Annotated in this window: 21 protein-coding genes; 8 read left to right on the top strand and 13 right to left on the bottom strand. The window is 73.5% G+C overall.

What is annotated here, in order from left to right:
* Nucleotides 1-3: 3 nt before the first annotated feature.
* The 4 genes from ABZ914_RS10635 to ABZ914_RS10620 form a co-directional block, all read right to left on the bottom strand.
* Nucleotides 4-528: a VOC family protein gene (locus ABZ914_RS10635; protein ID WP_500192767.1), complete on the bottom strand. Its 525-nt coding sequence runs from the start codon at nt 526-528 to the stop codon at nt 4-6.
* 514 nt (nt 529-1,042) lie between these two features.
* Nucleotides 1,043-2,074, bottom strand: coding sequence for a PLP-dependent cysteine synthase family protein (locus ABZ914_RS10630; RefSeq protein ID WP_500192766.1), 1,032 nt, complete (start codon nt 2,072-2,074; stop codon nt 1,043-1,045).
* Complete coding sequence (locus ABZ914_RS10625) at nt 2,071-2,553, bottom strand: hypothetical protein (protein ID WP_500192765.1); 483 nt, start codon at nt 2,551-2,553, stop codon at nt 2,071-2,073. Before ABZ914_RS10625 ends, ABZ914_RS10630 begins: the two co-directional genes overlap by 4 nt.
* A gap of 84 nt (nt 2,554-2,637) precedes the next feature.
* Nucleotides 2,638-3,231: a YbhB/YbcL family Raf kinase inhibitor-like protein gene (locus tag ABZ914_RS10620; protein WP_500192764.1), complete on the bottom strand. Its 594-nt coding sequence runs from the start codon at nt 3,229-3,231 to the stop codon at nt 2,638-2,640.
* 102 nt (nt 3,232-3,333) lie between these two features.
* Here ABZ914_RS10620 and ABZ914_RS10615 point away from each other — a divergent pair, with 102 nt between their 5' ends.
* Nucleotides 3,334-4,176, top strand: a complete 843-nt coding sequence (locus tag ABZ914_RS10615) for a helix-turn-helix transcriptional regulator (RefSeq protein ID WP_500192763.1) — start codon at nt 3,334-3,336, stop codon at nt 4,174-4,176.
* Between the two features lie 49 nt (nt 4,177-4,225).
* On the opposite strand, the gene ABZ914_RS10610 is transcribed toward ABZ914_RS10615, so the two are convergent.
* Complete coding sequence (locus ABZ914_RS10610) at nt 4,226-5,152, bottom strand: zinc-binding dehydrogenase (protein WP_500192762.1); 927 nt, start codon at nt 5,150-5,152, stop codon at nt 4,226-4,228.
* 96 nt (nt 5,153-5,248) lie between these two features.
* Here ABZ914_RS10610 and ABZ914_RS10605 point away from each other — a divergent pair, with 96 nt between their 5' ends.
* Both ABZ914_RS10605 and ABZ914_RS10600 read left to right on the top strand, forming a co-directional pair.
* The gene (locus tag ABZ914_RS10605; RefSeq protein WP_500192761.1) at nt 5,249-5,860 is read left to right on the top strand and encodes a TetR/AcrR family transcriptional regulator; all 612 of its coding nucleotides are present in this window, start codon (nt 5,249-5,251) and stop codon (nt 5,858-5,860) included.
* A gap of 198 nt (nt 5,861-6,058) precedes the next feature.
* A complete protein-coding gene (locus ABZ914_RS10600; RefSeq protein ID WP_500192760.1) occupies nt 6,059-6,520 on the top strand; it encodes a hypothetical protein in 462 nt (153 codons plus the stop codon).
* 12 nt (nt 6,521-6,532) lie between these two features.
* Here the strand turns inward: ABZ914_RS10600 and ABZ914_RS10595 are convergent, their stop codons facing one another.
* The 4 genes from ABZ914_RS10595 to ABZ914_RS10580 form a co-directional block, all read right to left on the bottom strand.
* The gene (locus ABZ914_RS10595; protein ID WP_500192759.1) at nt 6,533-7,924 is read right to left on the bottom strand and encodes a glycosyltransferase; all 1,392 of its coding nucleotides are present in this window, start codon (nt 7,922-7,924) and stop codon (nt 6,533-6,535) included.
* Nucleotides 7,914-8,072, bottom strand: a complete 159-nt coding sequence (locus tag ABZ914_RS10590) for an LPXTG cell wall anchor domain-containing protein (RefSeq protein ID WP_190855761.1) — start codon at nt 8,070-8,072, stop codon at nt 7,914-7,916. The genes ABZ914_RS10595 and ABZ914_RS10590 overlap by 11 nt, the downstream gene beginning before the upstream one ends.
* Before the next feature lie 38 nt (nt 8,073-8,110).
* Complete coding sequence (locus ABZ914_RS10585) at nt 8,111-8,581, bottom strand: hypothetical protein (protein WP_500192758.1); 471 nt, start codon at nt 8,579-8,581, stop codon at nt 8,111-8,113.
* Between the two features lie 84 nt (nt 8,582-8,665).
* Nucleotides 8,666-9,022, bottom strand: coding sequence for a DUF488 domain-containing protein (locus tag ABZ914_RS10580; RefSeq protein ID WP_500192757.1), 357 nt, complete (start codon nt 9,020-9,022; stop codon nt 8,666-8,668).
* A gap of 71 nt (nt 9,023-9,093) precedes the next feature.
* Between ABZ914_RS10580 and ABZ914_RS10575 the strand changes: the two genes are divergently transcribed.
* Nucleotides 9,094-10,314 (top strand): MFS transporter, encoded by a 1,221-nt coding sequence (locus ABZ914_RS10575; RefSeq protein ID WP_500192756.1) that lies wholly within the window; start codon nt 9,094-9,096, stop codon nt 10,312-10,314.
* Between the two features lie 32 nt (nt 10,315-10,346).
* Here ABZ914_RS10575 and ABZ914_RS10570 read toward each other — a convergent pair whose 3' ends face one another.
* Nucleotides 10,347-10,565 carry a hypothetical protein gene (locus tag ABZ914_RS10570; RefSeq protein WP_190855771.1) on the bottom strand — a complete coding sequence of 73 codons (219 nt, stop codon included), beginning with the start codon at nt 10,563-10,565 and terminating at the stop codon, nt 10,347-10,349.
* A 71-nt stretch (nt 10,566-10,636) separates the two neighbouring features.
* Between ABZ914_RS10570 and ABZ914_RS10565 the strand changes: the two genes are divergently transcribed.
* Nucleotides 10,637-10,825, top strand: a complete 189-nt coding sequence (locus ABZ914_RS10565; protein WP_500192755.1) for a hypothetical protein — start codon at nt 10,637-10,639, stop codon at nt 10,823-10,825.
* A gap of 58 nt (nt 10,826-10,883) precedes the next feature.
* On the opposite strand, the gene ABZ914_RS10560 is transcribed toward ABZ914_RS10565, so the two are convergent.
* Both ABZ914_RS10560 and ABZ914_RS10555 read right to left on the bottom strand, forming a co-directional pair.
* Nucleotides 10,884-11,690: a hypothetical protein gene (locus ABZ914_RS10560; RefSeq protein ID WP_190855776.1), complete on the bottom strand. Its 807-nt coding sequence runs from the start codon at nt 11,688-11,690 to the stop codon at nt 10,884-10,886.
* An 11-nt stretch (nt 11,691-11,701) separates the two neighbouring features.
* Nucleotides 11,702-11,953, bottom strand: coding sequence for a hypothetical protein (locus ABZ914_RS10555; protein WP_500192754.1), 252 nt, complete (start codon nt 11,951-11,953; stop codon nt 11,702-11,704).
* Between ABZ914_RS10555 and ABZ914_RS10550 the strand changes: the two genes are divergently transcribed.
* The gene (locus ABZ914_RS10550) at nt 11,952-12,149 is read left to right on the top strand and encodes a hypothetical protein (RefSeq protein WP_433146236.1); all 198 of its coding nucleotides are present in this window, start codon (nt 11,952-11,954) and stop codon (nt 12,147-12,149) included. The two genes, ABZ914_RS10555 and ABZ914_RS10550, sit on opposite strands and share 2 nt — an antisense overlap.
* Before the next feature lie 88 nt (nt 12,150-12,237).
* Here ABZ914_RS10550 and ABZ914_RS10545 read toward each other — a convergent pair whose 3' ends face one another.
* Nucleotides 12,238-14,121 carry an ABC transporter ATP-binding protein gene (locus ABZ914_RS10545; protein WP_500192752.1) on the bottom strand — a complete coding sequence of 628 codons (1,884 nt, stop codon included), beginning with the start codon at nt 14,119-14,121 and terminating at the stop codon, nt 12,238-12,240.
* An 87-nt stretch (nt 14,122-14,208) separates the two neighbouring features.
* Here ABZ914_RS10545 and ABZ914_RS10540 point away from each other — a divergent pair, with 87 nt between their 5' ends.
* Both ABZ914_RS10540 and ABZ914_RS10535 read left to right on the top strand, forming a co-directional pair.
* Entirely contained in the window at nt 14,209-14,649 is a 441-nt protein-coding gene (locus ABZ914_RS10540) for a MarR family winged helix-turn-helix transcriptional regulator (RefSeq protein ID WP_190855784.1), read from the top strand.
* Nucleotides 14,650-14,757: 108 nt separating this feature from the next.
* Nucleotides 14,758-15,497: PucR-like N-terminal domain-containing protein (locus tag ABZ914_RS10535; RefSeq protein ID WP_500192751.1), on the top strand; the 740-nt coding region annotated here is incomplete at its 3' end.

Here is a 15,497-nt window from a genome sequence, read left to right as displayed (position 1 = left end):
CGGTCACTCCTCCATGCGGGGGTTGACGAACACGTCCTTGATCTCCGCGGCCGTCAGGTCCGTGCGCCCGGTGAGGTCGTTGCGCGGGTCGGCGAAGCGGAACCGGTACCCGCCGGGAGGCAGATGCCCGATCTCCCACCAGTTCCCGTCCAGGTCCTTGAGGTAGAACGAGTACACGCCGTGCTGCCGCACCGGCTTGTTCAGCTCCTTGACGCCGTACTCGTCCGCCACCTCGCGGATGGCCCGGTACGCCTCGTCGACCTCCTCATCGCTGCCCACGTCCAGTCCATTGTGATAGAGCAGCGGCATATCCGGCCGGTCCGGTTTCGATTCCACGCACACATAGGTGTGGTCGCCACCGAGGCGAATATAGAGCGCCGCCTTCATCGGCTGGACGACCTCCAGCCCGAGGACCTCCTCATAGAACCGGCGGCTGGCCGCGACATCGGTGATCTTGAGCGTTCCATGAGACAGGAACCGCGTCTTCACGGCCGGTTCCTTCGTCGAACGCTGCGTGATCCCGGGCATGGACGTCTCCGTTCACCCTCGACGGCGATGGCCCCCATTCCATGCCAACCAGCGGCTTATGTCCACAATGCCGGAAGAGTGAGTATTCGCACCGCGCCCCCCGAGCACCGTCACGGCCACGCTTGGCGCCGCGCTCTGAACGGGATGGTGTCGTCCAGCCAGGCGAAGCGCCGCCCGTCGGCGTGACGGAGGATCGGCGCCCATTTCCGCATCCTCGGAAGCTGCGTCACCGGCAGCCTGGGGTCGTCGGGCCGGCACCTGTAGGCCGACAGCGCCACGTACGGCAGTTCGGGCAGCCCGAGGAGCGGGCCGATGTAGGTGTTGGCGTGCTCCTCCCAGGTGCTCGGTGAAATCCTCCGGACGGCTGGGCGCCTCGGGGTTCAGGACGCCGTCGATGTCCAGGTACAGGACGGGTTTGGCCGACGGCCGGACGCCCGGGCGCGGAATTCCGCCGATGCCCCAAGTCATGGGCAGATCATGGCGCATGGGCACAGCGGTTTCCGGGCGGTCTTCGTCATTCGGGTGGGGGGAGTTCGGCGGTCTTGAGGAAGTGGGGGTAGGCGGCCTGGTGCGGCGCGGGGTTCAGGGCTTTGGCGGCGAGCCAGGCGTCGTTGCCGTAGGTGTTCTCGTAAAGGGCGCCGTCGTCGCAGATCAGGGTGGCGATGGCGCCTCGCCGGCCTTCGCGGCGCATTTTCGCGGCCAGGTGGAAAGCGCCCCAGAGGGCGGTTCCGGTGGACGGTCCCGCGCGGAGGCCCGTCACTTCGCGCAGGACGCGCATCGCGGCGACGCTCGCGGCGTCGGGCACCGGGATGACCAGGTCCACCAGCGACGGAGTGAAACCGGGCTCCATCCGGGGGCGGCCGATGCCTTCGATGCGGGACGGCATTCCGGTCGCGTAGTCGTCGGCGCCCGACGCCCATCCGGGGAAGTAGGCGGAGTTCTCGGGGTCGGCTATGGCGAGCCGGGTGGAAAGGCCGCGGCGGCGGATCTCGCGGCCGATCGCCGTCGAGGTCGCGCCGCTGCCCGCCCCGACGACCACCCATTCCGGGGTGACGCGGTCGAGGAGGGCGCGGCCGACGTCGTCCTCGGCGGCGGAGACGGCCCGGGCGCTGTTGGCGAGGTAGTCGAGGTAGACGCCGCCGCGGTCGTCCGCGTATTGGCGGGCCTCGTCGTAAATGGCGAGCGGGGGATGCACCAGGTGGCAGGTGCCCCCGTGGCTCCGGACGCGCTCGATCTTCTCGGGGGCGGACCGGCGGGGCATGACGGCGACGAACGGGAGGCCGAGCAGGCGCGCGAAGTACGCCTCGGCGACGGCCGCGTTGCCGCCGGTCGCCTCGACGACGGTGGTGCCGCTCCGGATCCGGCCGGTGCGCAGGCCGTGGCGGAACAGCGCGCGCGCCGTCCGGTGCTTCAGGCTCCCGGTCGGGTGGACGGACTCGTCCAGCAGGTGCAGCGTCACGCCCCACTCGGCGGGCAGCGGGAACGCGTGCAGGCGGGGGGACGGTGCGCGCCGCGCCTCGGCGTCGAGGATCTCGAGCGGGTTCACCGGGCGGCGCGGTCGCGGATGGCGGCGACGGAGACGCCGCCGTCCGGGTGGCGGGCGAGCTTGCCCCGGTTGACCAGGTCCTGGACGCCCTGGCGGGTGATGCCGAGCATGGCGCCGGCGACGGAGCGGCTGACCGAGGCGCGGCCGGGGTGCCCGATCAGCCGCACGACGGCCCGCCCGAACGGCGTCCGCCACCAGGACGGGTCCGGGTCGAACGGCTGGACGGCCGCCAGCACGCGGGCCGCGGCGGACCGGGCCAGGGCCGGGTCGGGGCCGAGGATCTGCGCCGCCCACATCTGCGCGTCCGCGTCGAGGCGGCGGCGCAGCGCCGTGAGCGGCTCGGTGCCGTCCGGGAGCGCGGCGCCGTCGAGCAGCGCGTCGAGCGGGGCGAGGAACCGCGCTTCGATCTCGCCGGCGAGCTGCCGGTAGAGCGCGGTGTGGGTCTCGGTCGACGCGCCGCGCGTCCGTGTCGCGTCCATGGGGCCCTTCCGTGCGGGGTCCCCCAGTCTCGGCTACTTGCGGGTGAGCGTCAAGTAGCCGGGAACTGGGCGGACGCCCGCCGGTCACCGGGCGGCGGTCGCGGTGACGCGGGCGGTGGCGATCACGTGGGAGCCCATGGTGAAGGACGCCAGCGCCGGGCTCGCGGCGGCGGGGACGCCGGCGTCCGCGACGTCCAGGGCCAGCACGGTGATCTCGTAGCGGTGCGGCCGGTCCCCGACGGACGGGCAGGGGCCCAGGTAGGAGGCGGTCCCGGCGTCGTTGACGCCCGCGACGGCACCGGCCGGGACGGACGTCGCCGTGGCGGGCAGGTCGCGCACCGACCAGTGCCAGAAGCCGCTGCCGGTCGGGGCGTCGCGGTCGAACATGGTGACGGCGAAGCTCCGCGTCCCGGCGGGGGCGCCGGACCAGGACAGCCGGGGCGGGACGTTCCCGCCCGTGCAGCCGAACGAGTCGGCGTACGACGCGGCCGGGAACGTCCCGCGGGCCAGGTCGGGGCTGGTCACGCGGAAGCGGCCGGCCTGCTTCGGGATCCCGTCGCGCACCTTGTGGTATCCGAAGGCGGGGGCGGTCTGGGCGGACGCCGCGGTCACGGTGGCGGCGGTGGCGGCGACGGCCAGGGCGGTGCCGGTCAATGCGGTGAAGGTTCGTTTCCTCATGGCCGCAACGATCCCGGCGTCCCGGAGGCCGGTACAGGTCGTCCGCATCCTGGTACGCGGAGTGCCACGCTCACCGCGCCGGGGGTGCGCGATGCTAGGGGGATGACGGCACGACGCGGCGAACTGGCGGCCTTCCTGCGGGCCGCGCGGGAACGGGTCCGCCCGGCGGACGTGGGGCTCCCCGACCTGGGCCGGCGCCGCACGCCGGGCCTGCGCCGCCAGGAGGTCGCCGAGCTCGCGGCCGTGAGCATCGACTGGTACGTCCGGCTGGAGCAGGGGCGGGTCGGGACGCCCGGTTCCGCCGTCCTGGACGGCATCGCGGCCGCGCTCCAGCTGTCCCCGGCCGAGCGCGTCCACCTGCATCTGATCGCGCGCGGTGAGGCGCCGCCGCCTCCGCACGTCCCGGCGCCGCTCAGCGGGAGCCTGCGCGCCCTCCTCGACGGGATGCCGCTGCTGCCCGCCTACGTGATGGACTTCCGGTTCGACATCCTGGCCCGCAACGCGGCGGCGGCCGCGCTGTTCGGCCGGAAGTTCGGCCAGGACGAGATGGACAACACGGCCCGGATGCTGTTCCTGGTGCCGGAGGTCCGCGAGACCAACGTCGACTGGGCGGCGTTCGCCCGCGAGATGGTCGGCAACCTGCGCGTCAACCAGGCCCGGTATCCCGACGACCCGCGGCTGGCCGAGGTGGTCGGGGAGCTGCGCGCGGCGAGCCGCGACTTCGCGGCCTGGTGGGACGACCAGCACGTCCACGAGCGGTCCCGGGGCAGGAAGCGCCTGCGGCACGAGACGGCCGGGCTGATGACGCTCGACTACGACATGCTCGCCGCGCTGGACGGCTCCGACCAGCGGCTCTTCGTCCTCACTCCGGCGGACGAGGCGAGCGAGGGGGCGCTGCGCGGCCTCGTCACGGCGCACGCCACCGCGCTCGCCAGCGCGAGCTGACCCCGCCCCGGTCCCCCTCGCGGAGGCACCGCCCGGCTGCGTCCATGGGTCAGTCGGCGGCCGCCGGTGCCACGTCCAGCACCGCCTTGCCGGCGATGCGCCGGTCCAGCAGTGCTTGGGCCGCCTCGGTGACGCGTTCCCAACCACCACGCCAGTCGACCTCTGGGGAGAGCCTCCCGGCCGCCACGAATCCCAGGAGTGTGGCCAGGTCGGGGCCGACCTCGTGGACGTCGCCGAACGTGCTGATCGTCTTGGCCGGGCCGAGGGAGAACAGCGAGTGCGGCGCGAACACCGCCGGTTCGTCGGATGCCCAGCCGATGCTCTGCACGTCACCGCCCGGGGCGAGGAGTTGCCAGGCCGCGGTCAGTTGTTGCCCGCCCACGGTGTCCAGGATGAGATCGACGGGCCGGTCGATGCCCTCCAGGCCGACCACGACCTGGTCGGCCCCCAGTTCGCTCAGGCCCTTGCCGCGGGCCACCGACCCCACTGAGGCGATGACGTCCGCACCGCCGAGGGCCGCCAGCTGGACGGCATATCGACCGACGCCGCCGGCCGCACCGGTGATCAGCACCCGCCGGCCCAGGATCGGGCGGGAGCGCAGCGTGCGCAGCGCGCTGAGACCGGCCATCGGCAGTGCGGCGGCGTCGGCCAGGTCGACCTCGGCGGGGACTTCGGCCACCGCGCTGGTCTCCACGACCATCCGCTGGGCCCATGCTCCGGCGCCGAACGCCGCCACCCTGGCGCCTACGGCCGGTCCGGTGCCGTCCGCTGCGGCGCTGACGACGACACCGGCGGCGTCGTAACCGTGCACCGTTCCGGCTGGAAGCCGTCCGGCGAACGCCACCTCGCCGCGGTTGAGCGAGATGTGCCGCACATCGAGCACCAACTGGTCGGGCGCGGGGTGCGGTTCGGCGGCCGTCCCGAGACGCAGGGAACCGGGAGCGTCGGGGTCGACGACGAGCGCGGGCATGTCCATCAGAGTCTCCTCCGTTGGCGGCATCATCCGGACTGTTGGTCCGGTTAGCGTACGGTAACATATCCGGACCGATAGTCCGCCTCAGTGGGAGCGCCGATGGCCCAACAGCGCGCCGAACGCGCCGACGCGGCCCGCAACCGCCGCGCTGTGCTCCAGGCGACCGAGCGGCTGCTGGCCGAAGGCGGCGGGGAGCATGTTTCGCTCGATCGCGTTGCCGCTCTCGCCGGAGTTGGGAAGGGCACCGTTTTCCGTCGCTTCGGCAACCGCGCCGGACTGTTGCAGGCACTGCTAGAGGAACGGTCTCGCGAGCTACGCGACGCGATCAGGAACGGACCGCCGCCCCTGGGGCCCGGAGCACCCGCCCGGAGACGGCTGCTCGCCTTCCTCGACGAACTCGGTGCGATCGCCGAAGGCAACGCCGTCCTGTTGACCGCACACGAGCAAGCATGCGCCGAGGACAAGTACGACGATCCCAGCTACCGGTTCTGGCACCGCCATCTCAGTGCGCTGTTCGCAGAAGCGCGCCCCGACCTCGACGCGGACTTCCTCGCTCATGGTGTGCTCGCCGTCTTCGACGGCGACCTGATTCGACGGGTGACACCGCCCGACGACCCCCGCCATTTCACCCGCTCGATCCAGCAGATGGCCATGGCGCTGCTCGGTGGCGATGATCGGCAGGAAGAGTTCGATCGACCGGCCGGGTCCTGATCGCCGGTTCGGCCGCCGGCTGAGGTAGGGGTGCGGGAGGGGCGCCGCATCGGCTCCGCCATGCTCACGCGGCCCGACGGCACCGGCGCATCAGGACATTTGTCCCGGTCGAACCTGCGAGTAACGGCTCTGCCGCCGGTGCCGCCCCGCGCGGCACGATCGGGTCGTCAGCAGGACAGGGCACCCGAAGGAGCGGACATGCAAGCCATCTCCACCCGCCGGCGGGCCGCCGCCGAGCCCGTCCAGGCCGTCCAGCCCGCCCGGCCGGACGGGCTGGACACGGTCAGGCCGCTGCCGGTCTGGTTCTTCGCCTTCGAGGGCGTGCTGGGCGCGGCGTACGACATCTGCCACGTGTGGCACTCGGCGTGGATGGCCGTCGTCGCGATCGCGGCGGTGAACGCCGTCGTCGGCCTGACGGTGCTGCGCCGCCGGATCAAGCTGGTCAAGGCGATGCTGAAGAACGGCCGCACCCGTCTGATCGCGTTCGGGCTGATCGCGCTGCGGGCCGGGCTGCACCTCGTCCTCGGCGTGGCCGGCGCGGACGTGACCGGCACCGCCGCGCACCTCGCGTTCGCCGCGGGCATGGCCGCCGCGACCGTGGGGCTGCTCTGGTTCGACCAGCGCGTCACGTTCCGCGCCCTCGGCCTCGCCGCCCGCTGACGCCGCGGCGGTTCAGGTCCGCCGCGGTGCGGCCAGCGCGACCTCGACGGAACCGCGCGTCCCCCAGTCGCCGACCCTGCGGCACGTGCACATCGCGTACAGGTACAGCGGCCGCAGGACGAACAGGCGCCACAGCGCGATCAGCGGCGTGCAGGCGAACAGCGCCGCGCGCGCCCACGCCGGCTCGTCGCTGCGCCGGACGACGAAGATCCGCAGGGCCGACAGGTAGCTCAGGACGATCCCCACCTGCACGCCCGAGGACGCCACCGGGCCGAGGTGCGCCCGGTAGTAGGGGTCGAGGAGCAGGACCGGCGGCAGCAGCAGCGCCAGCACCAGGTGCAGGTACTCGCTCACCGTCATCCAGAACACGGCGCCGGTCACCGGCATGTACCGCAGCCACCACAGGTGCCGGACGGTGGTCCCGCGCATCCAGCGGAGCTGCTGCTTCAGGTAGTGGTCCAGCCGTTGCGGGACCAGCGTGAACGCGATCGCGCTGGGCTGGTGGACGGTGTCGCCGTCCAGCAGCGCGTAGAAGGTGAGCATCGAGTCGTCGTTCATCTGCATCGGCCGGCCGGCGAACCGCTCGCGCTCGTACACGCCCGCGGCGCGGCGCACCACGTCGCCCCGGTAGAACGCCAGCGTCCCGGAGTTGATGGTCACCCGCCGCAGCACCGACTGGGCGCTGCGCACGCCGCGCGTGAACGGCAGGTACAGCACGCACGTCATGCGGGTCAGCAGGCTCGCCGTCCGGTTGAGGACGAGGACGTGCCCGCCCACCGACTGCACGCGCGGGTCCGCGAACGGCAGCAGGCCCTCCCGGACGGCGTGCCGGTCCAGGACGGAGTCGCTGTCGAGCGTGACGAAGACGTCGGCGTGGTCCCCGGCCAGGGCGTGCATCTGCGCGAACCGCTTGCCCCGGTTGGGGGTGTACTCCCAGGACGTGCCGATCCCGAGCGCGGACGCGGCCGCCTCGAAGTCGCGGCGCACGTCGTCGAAGGTGACGGGCTCGCCGGCGGCGTCGGCCGATCCGTCGTTGACGACCCGGACGCGGTCCACCCGCCGACTCTGCTCCAGCACCGAGCGCAGGCAGGCGCGCAACGCGGCCGGGTCCTCGTTGTAGACGGGCACCTGGACGGTCACCGTCAGCTCGTCGAGGGCGTCCCGCTGCTCCTCGGACGCCTTGAACGGCCGTTCCAGCCAGGAGACCGGGAGCCACCACAGGGCGAGGAACGACACGCCCCAGGCCACGCAGGTCGCCCCGAGCGGGGTCCGGAAGGTGGTGACGGTCGCGACGAGATGGCTCACCGCCCAGGCGGCGAACCCGGCCAGCGGCAGCGCCGCCAGCGCGATCCGGGTCCGCGAGGGCGCGTACCGCGCCCGCGGCGCCCGGAACTCAGTGTTCAAGCGGCCCGCGCCCGCGCCGGAACCCGAATCTCACGAGCACCGCGCCGACCAGCACCAGGCCGAGGCCGACCGCGGCGAGCCAGACATGGCCCATCGCGAATCCGGTGTAGGCGAGCGTTCCGCCGGTGGCGGCCGATCCGTACGGCATGGGGTCCCCTCCCGCGACGATCTTTGCTTCCTTCCCGCCTACCCGGCCGGGTTCAAATGATCATCCGCGGCCGGCAAAGCCTCCTCCGTCCGGACCGGGAAGCGCGCGGCGGCGACGGGGGACGCCATGACGGCGATGACGAACGCGGTGGTCAGGATGGAGCAGAGGCCGAGGGCGGCGATGCCCGGGGACGGGTGGTTGACGAACGGCCCGGTGGCGAGCAGGAGGAACGCCTCGTACCCGGCGGCCCAGCCGCGCGTGCTCGCGCGCCGGCCGCGGAACGCGGCGGCCAGCGCGACCGCCGCGGCCGCGAGCGCAAACGGGTAGACGGCCAGGAACATCATCGCGGCGCCCACGCGGGCCTCGGCGCCGGTCGCCCTCTCCCCGAACGCGACCATCGCCGTCCCGGCGGCGACGAGCAGCGCCGCCTGCGCCCACAGGACGGCGCGGGCCGCGGTGACCAGGCGGCGGCCGAGGGCGGGGCCGGAGAGGGGGGCGCGTTCGCTCATGCCCGCCACGATGCCGCACCGGCCCGTCCGTGCGCATGGGCGCGGATACTCAGTTACCGGCGAGTAGTGGCCGTGGGCGGGGCGTCAGGAGCCGAGGATCTCCGCGAGCACGGCCGCCTGGCTGTTCTCGACGTCCTTGGTGGCGGTGAGCAGCGTCAGCGGGCCCGGGTCGGCGTCGCCGCGCAGCCGGTCGAGGGCGGCGGCGCGCTCGGGGTCCTCCAGCTCGGCGCCGTAGCGCCGCCGGAACTCCTCGAACCTCTCCACATCGTGCCCGTACCACTTGCGCAGCTCGGTCGACGGGGCGACGTCCTTCTCCCACCGGGTGAGACGGGCCTTCTCCTTCGCCAGACCGCGCGGCCACACGCGGTCCACCAGGACCCGCTCCCCGTCCCCGTCGGCGGCGCCGTCGTAGACGCGGCGCACCCTCACATCACGTCCCATGAGCCCGTCCTACCCCGTCACCGGCGGCCGAGAGCCGGAAATCGCCGGACCCCCGCCGCACAATCGGAGCCATGAGCGCCCGCACGCCACTGTGGCGGCTGACGCCGGCGCAGCGTCTGCTGGAAGGCGGCGCGCTGCTGAACTCGGTCGCCTTCTTCGCCGCCATGCCGTTCGCGCCCCTCTACCTGAGCGAGCACACCGGACTCGGCAAGCCGACCGTCGGCGCGGTGGTCGGCGCGGTCGCGCTCACCGCCGCGTTCGGCGGCCTCGCGGGCGGCGTGCTCGTCGACCGCCTCGGCGCGGTGCCGCTGATGCGGGTCGGTCTCGTCCTCCACGTGGCCGTGTACGGGCTGCTGGCCGCGGTGAGCGACCCGGCGGCGATCGTGCTGCTGTTCCTGGCGCTGGGCGCGGCGCGGCTGATGGTGGAGCCGGGCGCGAAGAAGCTGCTGTCCCACGCCGCCGACGCGGAGGGGCGGATCTTCCGGATCCGGTACATGACGCTCTGCGCCGGGGCGATCGTCGGGCCCGCGATCGGCGGCGCCCTCTACCACGCCGGCGCGGTCGCGTTCTTCGCCGTCCCGGCCGCCTTCTACGCCGCCTACCTGCTGCTCGTGCTGCTGCGGAACCGGGAGCTGGCGGCGCTGCGGCCGCCCGCCGGGGAGGACGGCGCGTCCGCCCCGTCCGCGCGGGAGGCGCTCCGCGCGACCCTCAGGGACCGGCGGCTGCTCGCGGTGGTCGCCGGCGGCGTCCTGGTGTTCTTCGTGTTCTCGCAGCTGGAGTCGATGATCCCGCTCTACATGAAGGGCCGGTACGGCGACCGCGCCGAGGGCTACTTCGCCGCGCTGTTCATCACCAACGCCGTCTTGGCGCTGCTGTTCCAGCTCCCCATCGACCGCGTGTCCGGGCGCCTCGGCCGCGCCACGATGGTCTGGGCGGGCGCGGCGGGCTTCACGCTGGCGTTCGGCTGCTTCTGGGCGAGCCCGGCCGGCCTCGCCTGGCTGTACGCGGGCATCGTGTTCTGGACGGCCGGCGAGGGCATCCTGCTCCCGATGCCGGACATGGCCGTCCACGAGATGGCGTCCGACGAGCTCAAGGGCGCCTACTTCGGGCTGTCGGAGGTGCGGCAGCTCGGATTCTTCCTGGGGCCGCTCGCGGGCGGGTTCCTGCTGGACGCCGGGACGGCGCCGTACTTCGCCGTCATGGGGACGTCCATCTTCCTGTGCGTCCCGCTCCTCGCCCGCCGCGCCGCACCGGCGCGCCCCGAGCCCGTCCGCGCCCGGGAGGCGGCCTGATCGGGAGGCCGGCCCCGGGGGGCCGAGTGGGGTCAGTCGAAGTGGAAGGCGTGGTGCTCGGCGGCGGTGCGGCGGGCGAACTCGCCGGCCAGCGCGCGGCCGAGGACGTCGTCGTCGGGACGGTGCCGCTCCAGGTACTCCAGTGCCTCGGCGAGCTCGGCCGCGGTGAGGCGGCGGAGCGGCTTGCCGGTCCAGGGCGGCGGCGGGACGTTCGGCCGGCCGGGACGCGGGGCGGGCGGACGGGCGCTCACGGAATGCGGGCCTTTCGGTTGCGACCGCGCGGCGGCCGGTGCGGAATGGTCGGTTCGAATAGGATCGGCGGGTGCATTGGTGGAGCCAGCAAGCGTGCGACGCGGCGGCGGAGGCGCAGGCCGCGGACCCGTCGCCGGCGAATCTCATGGCGGCCGCGCAGGTGCAGGCGATGATCTCGATGGCGGAGGCGCTGCACCGCATCGCCGCGGTTCTGGAAGAGCAGGGCGAAACGGCGCCGGTGGCCGCCCGGACGAAATAGCGCGGGCAATGAAATACCGGTGTGCCCCGTGGCGGGGCACACCGGTTCTCACGGCGCGTCAGACATCGCTGAACGATTTGCGTTCGATCCGGCCGTTCGCGTGCGGCGCGAGCCGGGAGGTCTTGCCGAGCGGCGGGCGGGGCGGCGGGACCGACGCGGGCTCGGCCGGCGGGTCCGGTTCGGCCGCGACCGGGGCGAGCCGCTCGTCCTCGGCGGCGTCCGGCTCCTCGTGCGGGCGGTCGCGCAGCCGGCGGGCCGCCTGCCGCAGCGCGCGCTCGCCGACCAGCCGGGTCAGCTCCAGGCCCCAGCAGTCCAGCTTGTCGGCGTCGGTCAGGTCGTCGCGGGCGCTGAGCTCGGCGGCGAGGCCGCCGAGGCGCTGCGCCTCGGCCAGGTCGAACTCGCGCAGCAGGTGGCAGCAGAGCTCGGCGAGCGCGGCGTGGTCGCGCTCGAACGACAGGTCCGCGAGGTCGTTGTGGGAGAGCCGGCTGAGGGCGCGCTTGCGCTCCAGCTCGCCGTCGGCGATCCGCAGGATCCCGTTGAGCAGCGCGATCGGCCCGGTGCCCGGCGAGACCGTCTGCGCCGGGGCGAACGACATGCGCAGAAGGGCGGCGGAGCCGAGCCCGGCGGCGATCACGTGGACGACCAGCAGCGCGGTCGGCGGCATCGTGTAGGGCAGCCCGAACCGCCACCCGGCGGCGGTGACGGCGATCAGCGCGACCACGGACGCGCCGGTGTTGACGAGGGCGAACAGCAGGCCGCCCGGCGACAGCAGCGCCGCCACGGGCTTGTCGCGGTAGCGGGCGACGAGTTCGGCGACTCCGATCGCGCCGCCGATCAGGGCGGCGAGGAACATCTCGATGATCATGACCTTCGTCTCTATGCGCTGCGGGCGTTCATGCGGCCGAACGGGTGCTCCTCGGCCCGGCCGCCGGGGCGGGACGGGACGGGCGCGGGGCGCTGCCGGGCGGCGAGTTCGGTCCGCTCGACCTCAAGGAAGACCAGCAGCCATTCCGCGGGACCCGCCGCGAGGCCGCTGTGGGGGCGCAGGCCCTGCTCCCGCGCGGAGAGAAAGGTGAGCAGCCATCCGGTGGGGCCGGCGGCGGTGGAGGTTCGAATTCGGGAATCCATGCCGGAGACCATTTCGCAGCGTGCCGCGGAAGTCGACCTCCGACGCGTCAAGTTTTTCGCGCGCGATCAAGGAAAAAGGGTCATCGGGACAGTCCGCCGGAACCGTCCCATCGGCCTCATCGATCTTCTCGCCATTGCCGGTGATCCGGTTCCTTTTGACCGGCGCGGTGATTCCTTTGCCAAGAATTCCGGTTGACGGTGGCCGGGGAGATCGCCTTTTCCTGCGCGCGCGCCGCCGTGGCCGCGCCGGACGCCGCCCGCTACCCGCCGGGCCGCCCGGCCGGTCAGGCGGCGGGGGTCAGGTCCTCGTCGCGGGAGACCAGCGCGGTGTAGAGGCCGCCCGCCGCGAGCAGCTCGGCGTGGGTGCCGCGCTCGGCGACGCGCCCGTGGTCGAGGACGACGATCTGGTCCGCGTCCCGGACGGTCGAGAGCCGGTGCGCGATCGTGATGGTGGTGCGCCCCTCGGCGAGCGCGTCGATGGCCTGCTGGACGGCGTGCTCGGTCTGGGTGTCGAGCGCGCTGGTCGCCTCGTCCAGGACGAGGATCGGCGGGTTGCGCAGGATCGTCCGGGCGATGGCGAGGCGCTGCTTCTCGCCGCCGGAGAACCGGTAGCCGCGCTCGCCGACGACGGTGTCGTAGCCGTCGGGCAGGCCGCTGATGTGGTCGTGGATCTGCGCGGCGCGGGCGGCGGCGTGCAGCTCGGCGTCGGTCGCGTCGGGCTTGGCGAACCGCAGGTTGTCGGCGACGGACGCGTGGAACAGGTACGTCTCCTGGGAGACGACGCCGACGGCGGCGGACAGGTCGGCGAACGACAGGTCCCGGACGTCCACGCCGTCGATGGTGACGCGCCCGGACGTGGCGTCGTACAGCCGCGGCACCAGGTAGCTGAGGGTGGTCTTGCCGGAGCCGGTCTCGCCGACGACGGCGAGGGACGAGCCGGCGGGGACGTCCAGGTCGATGCCGGTGAGCGCGGCGGAGTCCGCGTCGTAGGCGAAGCCGACGTCCTCGAAGCGGACGTGGCCGCGGGCCCGGGGCAGCGGGCGCGGCGCGGCGGGCTCCTCCAGGCCGGGTTCCAGGTCGAGGTACTCGAAGATCCGCCGGAACAGCGACATGGAGCTCTGCACGTCCACCGCGGTCTGGAGCAGCTGGACGGTCGGCCGGAACAGGCTGGTCTGCAGGGTGGTGAACGCGACGAGGGTGCCGATCGACACGAGCGGGTGGCCCCGCGAGACGGTGAGCCCGGCGGCCCAGTAGGTGAGCGCGGGCATCGCCGACATGACGATCTGGATCGTGGACTGCCGCCACCGTCCGGCCATGCTCGCGCGGATCTCCAGGTCGGCGAGGTCGCGGGACTCGCCGGCGAACCGGTCGGTGAGCGCGGGCGAGCGGCCCATGGTGCGGCCGAGCAGGATGCCGCTGACCGACAGCGACTCCTCCACGATCGCCGACATCGCGGCGAGCTGCCGCTGCCGCCGGGAGGTGATCCGGCGGCGCTCGTTGCCGACGCGGCGGCTGATCCACACGAAGAACGGCAGCGTGACCATCGTGACGAGGGTGAGCCGCCAGTCCAGCGCGAGCATCGCGATGGCGGTCGCGGTCACGGCGGTGAAGTTGGAGACGAGCGAGGTCACGGTGGTGGTGACCGTGGACTGCATGCCGCCGATGTCGTTGGCGATCCGGGACTGCACCTCGCCGGTGCGGGTCCGGGTGAAGAAGGCCAGCGGCATCCGCTGCAGGTGCGCGTAGACGGCGGTGCGCAGGTCGTGCATGACGCGCTGCCCGACGCCGGTGGAGATGTAGGTCTGCAGGACGGAGAACACGCTGGTCGCGACCGAGATCGTGATCATGCCGAGGGCGAGCAGGGACAGCAGCCCGGTGCGGCCCTGCGGCAGCGCGACGTCCAGGATGTGGCGCAGCATGAACGGCGAGGCCAGCGAGACGAGCGCGGACAGGCCGACGAGCAGCGCGACGCCGGCCAGCCGGGCGCGGTACGGGACGAACAGGCGCAGGATGCGTGCGCGGTCGGAACGCGCGGTGCCGGCGGCGGGCTCGGTGGCGGCGTTCGCGGCGGCCTTCGCGGCGGTACCGGTGGCGGCCTTCGCGGCGGTGCCGGCGGCGGGGTTCGCGGCGGGCTCGGCAGTGGGGTTCGTGGTGGGGTCCTTCGCCATGGGCGGCTCCTTCCGGGGGACGACCCTCAACGTAACTGAGGTTAGCTCATAATTATTTCCACACAACTATGAGCTAGGCTCGGATGCATGGAGAACGATCTGGCCGACCTGTTCCTGAAGGCGGCCAAGCGGATACGCCGGCACCAGGTGGAGCGGCTCGCGCCGCTCGGCCTCACCCCCGCCCAGTCGCGCGCGCTCCGGGTCATCGTCGGCACCGACGGCCCGCTGCGGATGACCGACCTCGCCCGGCGCCTCGACATCGTCCCCCGCTCCGCGACCACGCTGGTGGACGCCCTGGAGGAGGACGGCCTCGTCACCCGCGAGCCCGACCCGGCCAACCGCCGGTCCCTGCTCGTCCGCCCGACGGACGAGGGCCGCGCGGTCCGCGCGCGCATCGCCGGCACCCGCCGCGAGGCCGCCCGCGAGGTGCTCTCCCCGCTGTCGGACGCCCAGCGCGAAACCCTCCGCGAACTCCTCACCGTCATCGACGCCGCCGCCGATCCGGCCCGGAGACTGTCAGGGCGCTGACAATCGCGGCGGCCGGATCCCTCTCGGTCCTGCCTAGCGCCGCGGGGGCGGGCGGCGGACGCTGGGAGCCCCAGTGGCATCGGGGGTCGCGAGTTCCAGGAGGGTGTCTTGAGCCGGTCCGCCCGTCCCGCCGCCGCGGAGTTCCCGCTCTCCCGGGTGCCCGCCGGCATCGCCGAGCCGCTGCGGCCGTACCTGGAGGCCGCCGCGACCGAGATGGTCGGCGAGATCCAGGGGCTCGTCCCCGAGTACGCGCGCCCGCCGGACAGCCGCTACGGGCGCCGGATGCGGTGGGCCGTCGAGCAGACGGTCCACCATTTCGTGGACTCGATCGGCCGTCCTGACATGGACTGGGCCGCGGTGACCGGCATCTTCGAGGGCATCGGCGCGTACGAGGCGCGCACGGGCCGCGGCCTCGACGGGCTCCAGACCGCGATCCGGGTCGGCGGGCAGGTCGCGTGCCGCCGGTTCATCAAGGACGCGCGGCGGCTCGGCTGGTCGCTGGACGTCCTCGGGACGATCACCGAGGCGCTGTTCGTGTTCCTGGAGCGGATCGCCTGCGCGGCCGGGCAGGGGTACGCGCGGGCGCAGGGCGAGCTCGCGGGCGAGCGGGAGCGGTTCCGGCGGCGGCTGCGCGACCTGCTGGTCATGGACCCGCCGGCCAGCGACGAGGCGGTCGGGGAGCTGGCCGGGGACGCCGGCTGGCAGGTGCCGCGCACGCTCACGGTCGTCGCGTTCCGCCCGGCGCCCGGCGGGCCCGCCCCGGTGCTGCCGCCCGCGTTCCTCGCCGACTGGGACGCCGCGGACCCCGACCTCATCTGCCCGGACCCGGTCGGTGCCGGCCCGGCGCG

The sequence above is a fragment of the Spirillospora sp. NPDC046719 genome (assembly GCF_040645715.1).
Taxonomy (GTDB): Bacteria; Actinomycetota; Actinomycetes; order Streptosporangiales; family Streptosporangiaceae; genus Spirillospora.
Note: the sequence above shows the minus strand (reverse complement) of the source record. Positions and strands in the feature narration are given on the sequence as shown.